Source organism: Sphingomonas sp. (assembly GCF_036269755.1).
In the GTDB taxonomy this organism is placed as follows: Bacteria; Pseudomonadota; Alphaproteobacteria; order Sphingomonadales; family Sphingomonadaceae; genus Sphingomonas.
Map to the genome: position 1 here is coordinate 92,228 of NZ_DATBDV010000014.1, position 13,945 is coordinate 106,172.

Annotated in this window: 17 protein-coding genes; all 17 read right to left on the reverse strand. The window is 66.0% G+C overall.

Translation table 11 applies throughout. The features are described from left to right. Positions 1–24: 24 nt before the first annotated feature. A complete protein-coding gene (locus VH326_RS09885) occupies positions 25–744 on the reverse strand; it encodes a hypothetical protein (RefSeq protein ID WP_329631646.1) in 720 nt (239 codons plus the stop codon). 54 nt (positions 745–798) lie between these two features. Further along, complete coding sequence (locus VH326_RS09890) at positions 799–1,506, reverse strand: DUF4230 domain-containing protein (protein WP_329631647.1); 708 nt, start codon at positions 1,504–1,506, stop codon at positions 799–801. Next, entirely contained in the window at positions 1,488–2,357 is an 870-nt protein-coding gene (locus tag VH326_RS09895; RefSeq protein WP_329631648.1) for an MBL fold metallo-hydrolase, read from the reverse strand. Before VH326_RS09895 ends, VH326_RS09890 begins: the two co-directional genes overlap by 19 nt. Before the next feature lie 175 nt (positions 2,358–2,532). After that, complete coding sequence (locus tag VH326_RS09900; RefSeq protein ID WP_329631649.1) at positions 2,533–4,116, reverse strand: M56 family metallopeptidase; 1,584 nt, start codon at positions 4,114–4,116, stop codon at positions 2,533–2,535. Then, a complete protein-coding gene (locus VH326_RS09905; RefSeq protein ID WP_329631650.1) occupies positions 4,113–4,481 on the reverse strand; it encodes a BlaI/MecI/CopY family transcriptional regulator in 369 nt (122 codons plus the stop codon). Before VH326_RS09905 ends, VH326_RS09900 begins: the two co-directional genes overlap by 4 nt. A gap of 302 nt (positions 4,482–4,783) precedes the next feature. Next, the gene (locus VH326_RS09910; protein ID WP_329631651.1) at positions 4,784–6,073 is read right to left on the reverse strand and encodes a glycosyltransferase; all 1,290 of its coding nucleotides are present in this window, start codon (positions 6,071–6,073) and stop codon (positions 4,784–4,786) included. A 27-nt stretch (positions 6,074–6,100) separates the two neighbouring features. Beyond that, entirely contained in the window at positions 6,101–6,430 is a 330-nt protein-coding gene (gene grxD / locus VH326_RS09915) for a Grx4 family monothiol glutaredoxin (protein WP_329631652.1), read from the reverse strand. 13 nt (positions 6,431–6,443) lie between these two features. Further along, a complete protein-coding gene (locus VH326_RS09920; protein ID WP_329631653.1) occupies positions 6,444–6,674 on the reverse strand; it encodes a BolA family transcriptional regulator in 231 nt (76 codons plus the stop codon). Further along, positions 6,674–6,997 carry a DUF1476 domain-containing protein gene (locus VH326_RS09925; protein WP_329631654.1) on the reverse strand — a complete coding sequence of 108 codons (324 nt, stop codon included), beginning with the start codon at positions 6,995–6,997 and terminating at the stop codon, positions 6,674–6,676. The genes VH326_RS09920 and VH326_RS09925 overlap by 1 nt, the downstream gene beginning before the upstream one ends. Positions 6,998–7,149: 152 nt before the next feature. After that, complete coding sequence (locus VH326_RS09930; RefSeq protein WP_329631655.1) at positions 7,150–8,151, reverse strand: NADPH:quinone oxidoreductase family protein; 1,002 nt, start codon at positions 8,149–8,151, stop codon at positions 7,150–7,152. Between the two features lie 345 nt (positions 8,152–8,496). After that, a complete protein-coding gene (locus VH326_RS09935) occupies positions 8,497–9,456 on the reverse strand; it encodes an NAD(P)-dependent oxidoreductase (protein WP_329631737.1) in 960 nt (319 codons plus the stop codon). Between the two features lie 105 nt (positions 9,457–9,561). Further along, positions 9,562–10,236 (reverse strand): ferritin-like domain-containing protein, encoded by a 675-nt coding sequence (locus tag VH326_RS09940; protein ID WP_329631656.1) that lies wholly within the window; start codon positions 10,234–10,236, stop codon positions 9,562–9,564. A gap of 44 nt (positions 10,237–10,280) precedes the next feature. Continuing rightward, on the reverse strand, positions 10,281–11,177 hold the full coding sequence (locus tag VH326_RS09945; protein WP_329631738.1) for an alpha/beta hydrolase: 897 nt from the start codon (positions 11,175–11,177) through the stop codon (positions 10,281–10,283). Continuing rightward, positions 11,177–11,839 (reverse strand): 3-oxoacid CoA-transferase subunit B, encoded by a 663-nt coding sequence (locus tag VH326_RS09950; protein ID WP_329631657.1) that lies wholly within the window; start codon positions 11,837–11,839, stop codon positions 11,177–11,179. The genes VH326_RS09945 and VH326_RS09950 overlap by 1 nt, the downstream gene beginning before the upstream one ends. Then, a complete protein-coding gene (locus tag VH326_RS09955) occupies positions 11,839–12,138 on the reverse strand; it encodes a DUF5076 domain-containing protein (RefSeq protein ID WP_329631658.1) in 300 nt (99 codons plus the stop codon). Before VH326_RS09955 ends, VH326_RS09950 begins: the two co-directional genes overlap by 1 nt. Then, positions 12,135–13,223 (reverse strand): HAD family acid phosphatase, encoded by a 1,089-nt coding sequence (locus VH326_RS09960; RefSeq protein ID WP_329631659.1) that lies wholly within the window; start codon positions 13,221–13,223, stop codon positions 12,135–12,137. The genes VH326_RS09955 and VH326_RS09960 overlap by 4 nt, the downstream gene beginning before the upstream one ends. Then, positions 13,220–13,945 carry a CoA transferase subunit A gene (locus VH326_RS09965; protein WP_329631660.1) on the reverse strand — a complete coding sequence of 242 codons (726 nt, stop codon included), beginning with the start codon at positions 13,943–13,945 and terminating at the stop codon, positions 13,220–13,222. The genes VH326_RS09960 and VH326_RS09965 overlap by 4 nt, the downstream gene beginning before the upstream one ends.

Consider the following 13,945-nt stretch of genomic DNA (forward strand, 5'->3'; position numbering starts at 1 on the left):
ACATGGCCCTGCGGGGGGCGGCGATCAACCCGTCAGGCGATGCGTCAGCGCGAGCATCGGCGACGAATCGGCGATCGGCCAGATCAAAGCGAACGCCAGGCAGATCGCACCGAAGCCCCAGAGATAGGCCGGGTGGACCTTGCCGCGCGTACGCAGGTCATAGACCGCCGCCGCGATCATGAACGGCACCATCGGCGCCCAGATGCCCCACAATACCTTGGTGCCCATCAGCGGCAGCGGCATCAGTCGCGCCGACCCCGGCGTCATGATCAGGATCGCGCCGCACAGCATCAGCCGCCGATGCCAGTCGGTCTTGCCGCGCAGCCTGACGCCCGACAGCGTGAGCCCCGCGAACAGCAGGACGATCGTCCAGTCCATGACGAGGAACATGTTGGGCTGGAAGAAGGGGGGGATGCGGTGGTTCATCGCGCTGAGCGTGTTCACGGTCAGTCCGACCGCGATCATCCAGCAGACATAGAAGGCGGCGATGCGCCCGAGCCGGTGGTGGCGTGCGGTCTGTCCGCTCCAGATCAAATAGTTCTGCGCGAGATAGATGCCCATCCAGCCCATGAAGGTGAGGCCGTGGACGTGCACCCACCAGGGCGATGCAAAGGTGGAGCGGCCCATCGCCAGATTGAACGAAAAGCCGGTTACGACGGTGGCTGCGATCGCCAGCGCCATGACAAAGAAAAACAACCGCTCGCGCACCAGCGGGTGCATGCGGTCTTCGGCCACCGTCGCCATGAATCTTTCCCCCCGAAAAGTCGGGCGAACCATACAGCGAAGGCACTCGTTGCGCTAGCGGTTGTATTTCACCCCGTCGATCGGCACCGACATGTCCCAGACCTCGTCATTGGCGCCCTCGTCGGCGAAGCGCACACGGACCTTGGCGTCCATGCCGGCGGCCTTCAACGGCAGCGCGAAGCTTTGTTCGACCGCGCGGCGCGTGGCATCGCGCGCGAGCTTGATCATGGCTGGCTGATTGGCCTGACGCATCAATTCCTTCTGTCCGGCAAACCGGTTGATGTCGTCGAGTTGCTTGCCGGCGTCGGTGAAGGTGCCGAGGATGCCGCTATGCCCGTATTCGCGGAGCGAGCCCAGGTCGATACGCGGTTCCGACGCGAGAACCGGCGGCAGCGTGACGCCGAGCGTGCGAGTCTTGGAATCCCACACCACATCGCGTCGGGTCAACTTCGACAGATCGACCTGATAATCGACCGTGCCGGGCATGATGATGGTGCGCTCGGTCGACAGCCCCAGCCGCGATTGCTTCGACGTGACGACCGCGACGTAGCGCGCCTGGAACGCCGACAATTGGTTCTGCTCGCGCAGACCCGCCACGCTGCCCGAAGCGATCGTCACCGGACTGGGATCGACCCTGGCCTTGATATAGGCCTGGATCACCCACAGCCCGCCGAACAGGAACAGCGCGATCAGCGCGAGCCCGCCGCCGACCTTGACGAGGAAATTGGCGGCGTCGCCGGTCGCTACGTGTCTATTCGCCAAGTCTGATCTTCCTCCGTCACCATTCCGCGCGCCTGCAGATCGATCAGGTGCGCCAATACCGAACGTTCGGCGGCGGGGAACAGGCGCGGGTCGATCCCGACATACATCTTGGCGACCATTGCCGGGATCGATTGCGGCGCGGCACCCAGCAAGCGCAATATCTGCCCCTCGCGCTGCTTGCGGTGCCCGATCAGCCCGCGCACCAGCCGTTGCGGGCGATCGACCGGGTCGCCATGCGCGGGGTAATAGATACGGTCCTCGCGGCCCTGTAGCTTGGCGAGGCTGTCCATATATGCCGCCATGTCGCCGTCGGGCGGCGATACGATCGTCGTCGACCAGCCCATCACATGATCGCCGGTGAACAGCGCTCCCGCCCCCTCCTGCGCTTCGGGCAGCGCGAACGCGAGGTGGTTGGAGGTGTGCCCCGGAGTCGCGATCGCGATCAGCGACCAGCCCTCGCCCGACACGCTGTCGCCCTCCGCCATCACGCGGTCGGGCGCATAATCGGCGTCGAAGCTCATGTCCGCGCGCGGGCCGAGATCGTCGAGCGCGAGCGGCGGGCAGCCAATGATCGGCGCGCCGGTCGCGGCCTTGAGCGGCGCGGCACCCGGGCTGTGGTCGCGATGCGTGTGCGTGATGACGATCGCGGTGACGGGGCGCCCTTCAATGGCCGCGATCAGCGCGTCGATGTGTCGGGGATCATCTGGACCCGGGTCGATCACTGCGAGGTCGGTGGTGCCGACCAGATGCGTCTGCGTGCCGGTATGCGTGAAGGGCGACGGGTTGTTCGCCAGCACGCGCGTGATGAGCGGTTCGAGAACCTGCGGCACGCCGGGCTGTTGCTCGTCCATCGCGGGCGAAATGGCGCGCGCGGCGACGCTTGGCAAGCGAAAGGGACGGCGCGTGACCTGCGCCGCCCCAGCGCGCCGGCGACTACCGGCCGACCATGCCCCCGGCATGGTCTGCGATATGCTGGGAGCATATCGCACTGGCGGTCGCTGGCGCGCTCTCTCCTCCCAGGATTGATCAGTCGGCTTCGGCCATATCGGCTTCCAGATCGCGGATCGCATCGTCCATGCCTTCAAGCGCTTCACGACGTTTGTCACCAGATAGCGAACCGTCATTGGACATGCGTTCGCGCGCGCGCCGCAGTCCTTCAAGTGCCTGGCTATACGCTTTGCGCTGGATGTCGCCCGCGCGCTCCGCCTGATCGGCGGCGGCGCTCGCCATGCGCTCGATCCGGTCGGTGCAGATGATCATAACGCGCTTGCCGTCCTTGGCGTTGTTGATCACCATTTCTCTGCCCGGCCCCTTGTCACCGCAGTTCATTTCGGTGACTTGTGGGGCGATGCCGCTAAAGTCCTCCGTGACGATCTTGCCGTCCTTGTCGCGGCGCGACATCTTCATGACGCGATAGGTCGTCATCGTCGGAATATTGGGCATGTCGGTGGGCGTGGCGTCGCGCAGCGTTCCGTCCTCGTCGCGGATCATTATCTTGGCCTTGGTGACCTTCATCCTGCCGTCAGACGTTGTCACGACGGTCGTGCCCGGCACCGGCGGCACGGCACCGGCCGGCGGCGCAGACGGCTCCGGCAGGTCGACGCCGGGTGCGGGCGGTGCTGGCGGCGCGCTTTGTAGTCTGGCGTCGATCGTCGCGATGTCGATCCCGGTCGCTTTCTCGACGCCGGCGCGGACGGTGTTGGCCGCGGCGGTGCCGCTGGCGGTGCTGGCGAGCCCGACGATCATCAGCGCTGCGACGGCGGTGCCGCCCAGCGCGATACGAGCGCGCGAACGCGGTCCGGTGGTAAGCATCCTCAAACGTCCTTTCAGATCGTGAATGGTATGGAGGTGGCAAGCGGCCGAGACGGCGCCGCCATGCGCGGCCTTGACGATCGCGCAGGCATAAGCGTGGCGCTCGATCACCGATCGCCCCGCGAGCACGCGAGCGTCGTTGGCCATTTCCTGGTCGATGCGAAACGCGCGAAAGGCGCGCCAAGCGACCGGGTTGAACCAGTGCAAGGCGAGCACGCCGAGCGCGATCCAGTTGGCGATCAAGTCGCCGCGTTGATGGTGGCCGAGCTCGTGCGCCAGCGCGAGCGCGCGCTCGTCGTCGTCATAGCGTTCGGCGAAATCGCGCGGAAAAGCGACGTAGCGGCGGAAGATGCCGAACGCGAGCGGGCCCGACGCTGCCTCGGTCTCGATCACTTCGACCGCGCCGGCCAGCTCGCTGTTCGTGCTCCCGGCGATCATCCGCCGGCAAAACGCCCAGTGGCGAACCCCGTGCCAGACGAGAAACGCCGCCGCGCCCGCGCCCCACAACACGGCCAAGGGAATACCGAGCTGGGCAAAAAGGGATGCGGGCGCAGCGGCCGAGCCTCCGAGCGGCTCGATCACTAAAACAGTAAAGGTCTGGGCAAGCGCGGGCGTCGCCGCCTCGTGCCAGGCCGGAAATTGCGGGAGCGGCGGCAGGACCAGGCGCAGCGCGGGCAACGCCCATAATGCATAGGCGACGTTCGGGCCGAACGCGCGCCGCACCGGTCCGCGCACGATCAGCACTGCAACCATCAGCAGCGCCGAGGCGATCAGCGCCTCGATCATCCACGCGATCACGACTTGAGGTCCTTCAGCAGCGCCTCGATCTCGGCGATGTCCTCGGCGGTCAGCTGGTCGCGCTCGGCGAGATGCGCGACGAGCGGAGTGAGCTTGCCACCGAACAGCCGATCGATCAGCCGCTGCGATTCGCGCGCGACATAATCCTCACGCGCCACGATGGGCCGGTAGAGATAGCGCCGCCCCTCTTCCTCGTGCGCGATGGCGTGTTTGGCGAGCAGCCGCCCGAGCAGGGTCTTGACGGTGTTGGCGCTCCAGTCGCGCTCGGCGGGCACGCGCTCGGCGACGTCCTGCGCGCTCAGCGGGCTTTTTTCCCACAACACTTCCATGACGGCATGTTCGGCATCGCTGATTCGTTCGGCCACGACTCGCTCCTCGTTACGACCACAGATGTAATCTCACCGATTACGGACGTAGTCAAGAAGCATTGCGGCAGCGGCGACTCTGCGGCGAAACCGTTGAGAATCGTCGGAAATCCTTACAGGCTCGACCTGCCGGTGCCGCGCGTTAACCATCGTCACCCGCAGAAATCCGTCGCTCGGCGCGGTTGGCACGGCGTCTGCAACGTTTTGTGTGCCCGAGCGGTCTTGCCGCTTCAGCTGGGCGGACCGGCGCTCCCCCCGATCTAGCGCCGGTCCGCCCTCACCCGGCCTCCCGACCATTCCAATCATTCGGCAGCGAGCGGCATCGTCTCGGTTTGCGGCGCGCCGGCATAGCGCCAGCCCTTGCCCGATCGTGCGCGCGCCGCGGCGTGCGCCATCGCCTTCGGGTAGATGCGGTTGAGCAACGTATCGAACGTCCGCGCCCAGCTGAAATTGGCTTGGACATGCGCGCGTGCGGCCGCACCCGTCGCCGCCGGGTCGCCACGCCACAGCTTGACGACGTTCGCCGCCATCGTTGCCGTGTCGTCGACCGGGCCGAGCAGCCCCAGCCCCGCCGGCACGCGATCGGGCATCGCGCCCGATGCGACTCCGACTACCGGCAGCCCACAGGCTTGCGCCTCGAGCACCGAAATGCCGAACGTCTCATCGGCCATCGCCGACACGTAGAGGTCCGACGACGCCAGCGCGCGCGCGAGCTCGGCGCGATCCTTCTCGAATCCGGGAAAGGCGACCGGCAGCCCCTTCGCCTCAGCCTGAAGCCGCGCCATCAGCTTGCCGTCGCCCATCATCACCATCGCCGCGTCGAGGTCGGCGGGCAATTGCTTGAACATCGCGATCAGCCGGTCGGCGCGCTTTTCGTTGTCGATACGGCCGGCATAGATCAGCAACGGCCCGTCGCCGCCGAGTCCGAGCTCGCGACGGAAAGCAGGGTCGCGCTTGTCGGGCGAGAACATCTCGATATCGACGCCGAGCGGCAACACGTCGGTACGGGTGATCTTGCGCGCGCCCAACGCAGCGTGCGCATCTTCGCTCAGCGTGTAGACCCAATCGAACTCGCGATACGTGATCTCGGCATAGCCGTAGATCAGCCAGCGCAACGCCCGGCCGATCGTCTCGCCGAACTTGGCCTTGGCCACGCGATAGACGTGGGCGTTGGGGAAGTCGGTTCGGTACCCGGCGATCAGTGTCGTCTCCGGAAATGCTTTGCGATGGTTGATCGCGGTCCACGGCAGCACCCACGGACAAAGCGATTCGATGACATCGGGACGATATTTCGCGAGGATGTCGCGCACCACCTTCGTGCGCAGGATGAAGCGGTAATTGGGGCTGCCATGGACCGGCTTCGCCCCGACTTCGGCGAAGATATGGCGGCCGTTGACGGTGATCTTGTCCTCCGGCCCCGGGACGATCTGAAGCAGATGATGCGGCGTATGGGTGAGGACGTAATCGCGCTTTTCGCGGAGATACGTGCTGATCCCGCCGCCGCCCGATGGTGCATAGCTCTGCGTCAAATCGCAGAGGATCATCGGGCCGGCCGTTCCCGGCCGCCTCGGAAAATCTTCGTTGAGGAGCATCGCTCTCCTCCCTTTTGTGGATCTATATTACGCGGGCGTAACGCCCTGGTCCGCCAGGAGTTGCGCGAGCTCCCCGCTTTCGTACATCTCCATCATGATGTCGGAGCCGCCGACGAACTCGCCTTTGACGTACAATTGCGGGATGGTCGGCCAGTCGCTGAACGCCTTAATGCCCTGGCGGACATCCTGATCCTGCAGCACGTCGACGCTGTCATACTGGACGCCCAGATGATCGAGGATCGCCACCGCGCGGCTCGAAAAACCGCATTGCGGGAATAAAGGGCTGCCCTTCATGAACAGCAGCACATCGGAGCCGTTGACCAGTCCGGAAATGCGTTCGTGCGTCGCGTCGCTCATGTCATTCACTCCTTCATTCGGCCGCGGTCGTCAGCTGCAGCGCATGCAATTCGCCGCCCATCCGTCCGCCCAGCGCCGCATAGACTCGCCGCGTGCGCTCGACTCGCGATACGCCCGCAAAACTCGCCGCGACCACGCGCGCGGCATAATGATCGCCGTCGCCGGCGAGATCGGTGATCTCGACTCGAGCGTCGGGGATCGCGTCGACGATCAGCGCCTCGATAGCGGTCGCCGCCATCGGCATTATCTGGCTTCCATCAGCTGCCGGCGCGCCTCGACGGCGTTGGCATCGAGCGCCGCGCGCACCGTCGCTTCGTCGGTTTCGACCCCGGCTGCGGTCAGATCGCCGAGCAGCTTGCGCACGACGTCCTCGTCGCCGGCTTCCTCGAACTCGGCCTGGACCACCGCCTTCGAATAAGCGTCGGTCTCTTCGGGCGTCAGCTTCATCAGCCCGGCCGCCCATTGCCCGAGCAGCTTGTTGCGCCGCGCGACCACACGGAACGCCATCTCCTCGTCACGGGCATACTTGTTCTCGAAAGCGTGCTCGCGGTCGTCGAAGGTGGTCATGGTCGCTCCCTGGCCGTTTGTTACGGTTCGGGAGATAGGGTCGGCGGCGCAGGATGGAAAGACCTGCCGTCGCCCCGGCGAAGGCCGGGGCCTTCGCGTAACAAGGGAGTTCGAAATCAAGCGGCCCGGCCTTCGCCGAGGCGACGATGACTTTACTCAGCCACTCTCACCACCAATTTCCCGATCGCGCCACGCGCCGCCATTTTGGCGATCGCCTTGCCGCCGTCTTCGAAGGCGAACGTCTCGGTGACTCGCGGAGCAATCTTGCCGTCCTTCCACAGCCGGAACAGGCGATCGACGTGCGCGCGATTGGCCTTGGGATCGCGCGCGGCGAACGCCCCCCAGAACACGCCGCAAACGTCGCAGCTCTTGAGCAGGGTCAGGTTGAGCGGCAACCGCGGGATGCCAGCGGGAAAACCGACCACGAGATAGCGCCCTTCCCAGCCGATCGACCGCAGCGCCGGCTCGGCATAGTCGCCGCCGACCGGATCGTAGATCACGTCGTAGCCGGCTTGGCCCCCCTTGGCCTTGAATTCCTCGGCGAGCGCTTTGGACTGGTCCTTGTCGAACGGCGCGCGGCCGTAAATGATCGTCTCGTCCGCCCCGGCCTCGCGGCACGCCTGCGCCTTTTCCTCGCTCGACACTGCCGCGACGACTCGCGCGCCGAACGCCTTGCCGAGCTCGACCGCCGCCAGCCCGACCCCGCCCGCCGCGCCGAGCACGAGCAGAGTATGCCCCTCCTTCAAATGCCCGCGGTCGAGCAAAGCGTGGATCGTCGTCGCGTACGTCAGCAGCAGCGACGCGCCTTCCTCGAAACTGCGGCCCTCGGGCAGCGGATAGAGCGACGCCGCCGGCACCGCGATCTTTTCGACCAGCCCGCCCGCGCCGGTCGTGCACAGCACGCGGTCGCCCGGCTTGAAGTCGCGCACGCCGTCGCCGACGCTGTCGACCACGCCCGAAATCTCGCTGCCCGGTGCGAACGGGCGCGGCGGCTTCATCTGGTACTTGTCCTCGATGATCAGGACGTCGGGATAGTTGATGCTGCACGCCTTGACCGCGACGATCACCTGGCCCGGCCCCGCCACCGGATCGGGAAGTTCGTCCATCACCAGCGTTTCAGGGCCGCCCGGCGCCTTCGACAACAAGCCCCGCATGCGTGTCTCTCCCCGCTCAGGAACGGGCGCTCGATCGCGGCCGCCTATCCATTCGAAATCGCGGGCACCCTTGCCAGCGTCGGGGCAACCCCGTCCAGCCCCTCGGGGGCCGAGGGCGTTATTTGTCGGATTTTTCCTGAGGGACCGGGCGCGCCATCGCGGTATAGGCGGCGACCCCGCTCAGCACCGAACCAACTACCAGCAGGACCAGCACGCGCTTCATGGTCTTCCCCCGTTACTCGCTGCGGGAGGCGTTACATCGCTCCTCGCTTCACCTGCTTACGCCGATCCGATTCGGCGGGGAAGCGATAGTCTGACGAGCCGGTGCGAAATCGCGGTTATCGATCAGAAACCATCTTGCAATGCCGGCGAGACGTAGCCGGCGTCGTGCTCGAACGGCATCGGACGCCCGTCGCGCAACGCGGACAGGATCGCGGCGAAATCGGTCGCGCAGCGAAAGCCGAGATCGACCTCGATCCGCGCCGCGTCGTACACGCGGCCGATGCTGTCGGGCAGATGCCAGCCGCGCGCCGCGTACAGATCCGCCCCGTCCGGAAAATAGCGAGCGATCACCGCGCGAGCGTCGCGCTTCAACTCGGCTGCGTCGCTGCGCGCGAACGGCGTCGGCGCGGACACCAAATAGGTGCCGAACCCGATTGCCGGCGCTTTCTCGAGCGCCGCGACATGCGCCGCCGCGCAATCCTCTACCGTCAGGCGCCGGTTGAGGAATTCGTTCGCCTTCATATTCTCCCCCGACAGATCGCGGTGTGTGTCGTCATCCTCGGGAAAGAAGCGCGCGGTGCGCAGGATCACGATCGGCAGCCCGGTTTCGGCATGGACCAGCCGGCACACTTCCTCGGCAGCGCGCTTGGTCACGCCATAGATGTTGCGGGGTGCGAGCGGTCCACTGTCCTCGTCGAGCCATACCGCCTCGGTTGCGGTTTCGTCGCGGATCGCCTGCGTGATCATCAGCGAGGTGGTCGAGGTGAAGACGAAGCGATCGACGCCGGCCGCGACCGCTTGCTCGAGCAGGTTGAGCGTGCCGGTCGCGTTGATGTCGATAAACGCCTGGCGCGGATGGCGGATGATGTCGGGCTTGTGCAGCGCCGCGGCGTGGATCACGCCTTCGATCCCGTGGCTCAGCATCGTTCGCTCGACCAGCGCGCGGTCGGCGACGCTGCCGACCACTTGCGTGTCCGACCCCGGCGCCACGTCGAGCCCGGTCACCTCATGCCCGCGCGCGCGCAGCATCGGCGCGAGATAGCGTCCGAGCCACCCCGTCGATCCAGTCAGCAGCACCCGCACAGCATTCTCCGTCGTCCCGGCGAAGGCCGGGACCGCTGCGTTACCGCGAAACAGAGCGTCGTGCATCATTCGCGCAGCGGCCCCGGCCTGCGCCGGGGCGACGTGCTACGCCGCGAGCGGCCTCGGCGCGGGCTCGTTCTCGCGTTCATCGGCCCAGTCGGTGCGTCGCGGCGTCCACGGGTTGACGAACACCAAGGGAATCTTGAGGAACAGCAATTCGCGGTGGATCCAGAAATCGGTCAATTTCTCGGTCCACTTCGCCTGCGGCCGTCCGGTGCGGTCGAGCCAGTCCTGATACGGTTGCCAATGACTCGGCTCGTCCTTCTCGACGATCTTGAAGATCCGCACCATTACCGGGTCGGCCTTGACCAAAGGCGATTTGAGCAGCGCATCGACCTGCTTCATCCCGCGCATCTCGGTCAGCATGATCACCCGGCACAGCCGCTCGAACAGATCGTCGCTGTGGATCACCGCTTGCGTATCGAGATCGTCGATCGTCCGGCCGAACGCGATCTCGACGAAACGGTCGATATGGCCGAGCGCGCGATCGACCTTCAATGGCATCTTGCCCTGCAGCTGGAACCAGCGCCGGAACATCGTGTAATGCTTGCGTTCGTCGGCGCGGTGCTTCTCGATCGCGGCGATGAAGACGTGGTCGTCGGGGCAGCGCACCCGCACCGCCTCGAGCACTCGGTCGATGCTCGTATAGCCGCGATGCTCGTTATAGATGTAGATCGACGCGAGAACGTCGAGATAGCGGCGGCGGAACGCGGAGAACATGATGCGAGGGGACCTAGGCCCGGGAGGGGCCCTCGTACAATGAACTATCGGCCGGAACGTTGCATCAGCGCATCGTTCAGGAACGCGACGCTGTCGGCGAGCACCGGGCCTTTTCCGCGGAACGGCCTGGACAGCGCCATCGCGACGTCTTCGTGGCTGAGGCCGGGATAGTCGATCAGCGTCACGCGCGCACCGAGCGACTTGAGCTTCTTCGCAAGATCAAAGGCATTGTGCGGCTTGACCTCGGTATCGCCGGTCGAGGTGACGAGCAGCATCGGCGGTGCATCGGGGCGCGCGAAGGTGATCGGCTGAGTCATTTTCGGATCGGCGGCATTGCCGAGCGCGTCGATCGCGCGCTTCGAGGTGAACGGATAGAAATTGTACGGTCCCGACAGCCCGACCGCCGCCTTGACGATGCCGGGATCGACTCCCTCGGCGCGCAGCCAGCGCTGGTCGAGCGCGAGCATCGCCACGGTGTAAGCCCCCGCCGAATGCCCGGCGAACGCGATGCGGGATGGATCTCCGCCATAGAGGGCGATGTGATCGCGAGTCCATTTGACCGCCTGCGCGCCGTCCTGAAGCATCGCCGGAAAGCGGATCGCCGGCACCTTGCGGTAATCGGGCACGACGACAACGAACCCGGCCTTCGCATAGGCCCGCGCCGCGAACGCATAGGCGCGGCGGTCCCCCTTCACCCAACCGCCGCCATACCAGAAGATCAGCACGGGACGCGGTGCCGCCGCTTTTTGCGACGGCGCCCAGACGTCGAGCGTCTGGCCGTGCGTCCCGAACGCGATATCGCTGCCCGGCCGGCTCGCGCCCCAGCCGCCGCCGACGACGCTATCGACAATGCTGAGCAATCCAGGCGGGGAAACCGTCACGGCCATGATCCCCAACCCCGCCACCAGGACGACGACCCCGAGGACCAGCCAGCGGCGGATCACGCCGAAATCAGCGCGTCGTATTTCGCCGTCGTCTTCGTCGCCACTTCGTCCGCGGTCACGCCCGGCGCCAGCTCGATCAGGCGGAACGGCGATTGGTGATCGGGGCGCTGAAACACGCACAGATCGGTGACGATCATGTCGACCACGTTCTTCCCCGTCAGCGGCAGCGTGCAGGCCGGGATGAACTTGGGGTCCCCGTTCTTGCTGGTATGCTCCATCACCACGATGATCTTCTTGACGCCAGCGACCAGGTCCATCGCGCCGCCCATGCCCTTGATCATCTTGCCTGGGATCATCCAATTGGCGATGTCGCCATTCTCGGCGATCTCCATCGCGCCCAGCACCGCGAGATCGATATGTCCGCCGCGGATCATCGCGAAGCTCTGCTCCGACCCGAAATAGACCGTCTGCGGCAGCTCGCTCACGGTCTGCTTGCCCGCATTGATCAGATCGGGATCGACCTGATCGTCATAGGGAAACGGCCCGATCCCGAGCATGCCGTTTTCGGATTGCAGCGTCACCTCGACGCCCGGCGGGATGTGGTTCGCGACGAGGGTGGGAATGCCGATCCCCAAATTTACGTAATAACCATCGCGCAATTCTTTCGCGGCGCGCGCGGCCATCTCGTCGCGAGTCCAGCCCTTGGTTTCCTGGGCCATCAGTTCACTTCCTTGCCAAGATCGGTGGGATTGTTGCGTTCGGCGTCGACACCAAACCAGATACGCTCAAGCGCCTCCTGCTCGGTCACGCCGACTGCCTGCGCCCAGGCGCGCGCGCCGTGGCGGACAGCATCCACCAGCGCGACGCCAAAGGTTGCCGGATCGGGGTTCAATGCCGCGGGATTCACGAAACACACCGCCTGTCCCTCACGCTTGGCCCACATGCGCAGGAACTCGCGCGATCCGGCGAGCATGTCCGAATAGGGGACGAGGTCGATCGGAACCGGCTTGTCGGTCATGGCTTGGGCGATGGAGCCGCCACGGGCGCGGGCACCGCACCGATCGCCGGGCCGGGATCGGTCCAGCGGCGGTTCGCCGGGAACACCGCGTCGATATCTCCCTTCAGCGCGGTGCCGTACACCGGGTTGGGCAGCATGAACCAGCCATGCCCCCACAGCATCCTGAGCATCGGCGAATTGGTCGCCGCGCGGCGCTGAGCGACAGTCAGCTCCGGCGAGTTGAACAGATCGCTGAAGTCGCCGAGCTGGTCACCGACCATCGCGATGACGCAATATTTGGCGGAGATCGCCCAGCGCCGTCCGTCCTTGCCACCGCCCGGCGTGCCGCCGTCGCCCTTGAGCCACAGATTCTGGAAATGCACCACCGGGCCAAGCCCCGCGAGCGTCAGCGCTGCGACGGTCGAATCGGCGGTGGCGGACGATCGGTTCGAATTGAACACCACCTGGATACCCGCACGGCGCGCGGCGCGGATCGCCTCGAGCGCGCCGGGGACCGGGTCCACCGCGCCGACGCCGCTCGTCTCCCAGCGATCCCAGCGGCCCTGGTCGTACGGCCCGTTGCGCTGGCTGTCGTCGGCCTCGTAGCCCAGGTTCATCAGCGCGGTTTCGTCGATGTCGAGCACCACCGCCGGCTGCTGATTGGCGGCGCAGGTCATGAAGCTCGGCGCGGCGAGCGTGGCGTTGGGCGCCATCACCACCGATTGCACCGGATGCCCGACCTGGAAGTCGCTGGCGCGCGCGAGCAGGAAATCGGTCAACCCGAGATAGGCCTGGATGCTGATCGCCGACGCCTCGCCCGATCCGTAGAGATATTGCATCCCCGGCGGCACGCTCCCCGGCGGCGGCGCGGGATTGGTGGCAGTCGTTCCGGAGGGGACCGCTTGCCCCGCCGGGATGCCTGCCGGTGCCGCTTGCGGCGTCAGCGCGACGACCGGCGCGCGACTCGACGGCAGGTCCGGGTCGCGCTTCTTGTCGAGCTGCCTCTTGCCGATCGCGCCGGCCGCGAGCAGCGGCGCGGCCGCGACGATGCATCCGCTGAGCGTGGTGCTGCCCGCGAGCAGTGCCAGGACGAGGAGGCGCTTCATGCCGCGACCCGATCGCGCCCATTTCTTTCGCGAACGGTGCGGAACTCAATCTTCTTGTCGTACGGCGCGCCGAGGATCAGGCGATTGACGTAGATGCCGGGCAAATGAATCTGATCGGGATCGAGCGCACCGACCGGCACCACTTCCTCGACCTCTGCGATGCAGATTTTGCCCGCGGTCGCCATCGGCTGGTTGAAGTTGCGCGCGGTCTTGCGGAACAGGAGGTTGCCGCTCTCGTCGGCCTTCCACCCCTTGACGATCGCAAGGTCGGCGCGGATGCCGCGTTCGAGGATGTAATCCTCACCATCGAAGCTCTTCACTTCCTTGCCATCGGCAACCAAGGTACCGACACCGGTCTTGGTGTAGAAGCCGGGAATCCCCGCCCCGCCCGCGCGGCAGCGTTCGGCGAGCGTGCCTTGCGGGCAAAATTCGACCTCGAGCTCCCCGCTCAGATATTGCCGCTCGAACTCCTTGTTCTCGCCGACATAGGACGAGATCATCTTCGCGACCTGGCGCGTGCGCAGCAGCTTGCCGAGCCCCTCGCCGTCGATTCCGGCATTGTTGCTGGCGATCGTCAGTTGCTTGGTGCCGGCATCGCGGATCGCATCGATCAGCCGCTCGGGAATGCCGCACAGGCCGAAGCCCCCGGCGCAGATCGTCATGCCGTCGAACAACAGGCCGTCGAGCGCCGATGCGGCGTCGGGATAAAGCTTACGCGCCAT

Excerpts from the sequence above, each read along its gene's own strand:
- VH326_RS09955 (WP_329631658.1), bottom strand. The coding sequence starts at position 12,138 with ATGACCGACAAGCCGGTTCCGATCGACCTCGTCCCCTATTCGGACATG.
- VH326_RS09895 (WP_329631648.1), bottom strand. The coding sequence starts at position 2,357 with ATGGACGAGCAACAGCCCGGCGTGCCGCAGGTTCTCGAACCGCTCATC.
- VH326_RS09940 (WP_329631656.1), bottom strand. The coding sequence starts at position 10,236 with ATGTTCTCCGCGTTCCGCCGCCGCTATCTCGACGTTCTCGCGTCGATC.
- VH326_RS09930 (WP_329631655.1), bottom strand. The coding sequence starts at position 8,151 with ATGCGGGGCTTGTTGTCGAAGGCGCCGGGCGGCCCTGAAACGCTGGTG.
- VH326_RS09910 (WP_329631651.1), bottom strand. The coding sequence starts at position 6,073 with ATGCTCCTCAACGAAGATTTTCCGAGGCGGCCGGGAACGGCCGGCCCG.
- VH326_RS09950 (WP_329631657.1), bottom strand. The coding sequence starts at position 11,839 with ATGGCCCAGGAAACCAAGGGCTGGACTCGCGACGAGATGGCCGCGCGC.
- VH326_RS09925 (WP_329631654.1), bottom strand. The coding sequence starts at position 6,997 with ATGACCACCTTCGACGACCGCGAGCACGCTTTCGAGAACAAGTATGCC.
- VH326_RS09920 (WP_329631653.1), bottom strand. The coding sequence starts at position 6,674 with ATGCCGATGGCGGCGACCGCTATCGAGGCGCTGATCGTCGACGCGATC.
- VH326_RS09885 (WP_329631646.1), bottom strand. The coding sequence starts at position 744 with ATGGCGACGGTGGCCGAAGACCGCATGCACCCGCTGGTGCGCGAGCGG.
- grxD (WP_329631652.1), bottom strand. The coding sequence starts at position 6,430 with ATGAGCGACGCGACGCACGAACGCATTTCCGGACTGGTCAACGGCTCC.
- VH326_RS09965 (WP_329631660.1), bottom strand. The coding sequence starts at position 13,945 with ATGGCGCGTAAGCTTTATCCCGACGCCGCATCGGCGCTCGACGGCCTG.
- VH326_RS09960 (WP_329631659.1), bottom strand. The coding sequence starts at position 13,223 with ATGAAGCGCCTCCTCGTCCTGGCACTGCTCGCGGGCAGCACCACGCTC.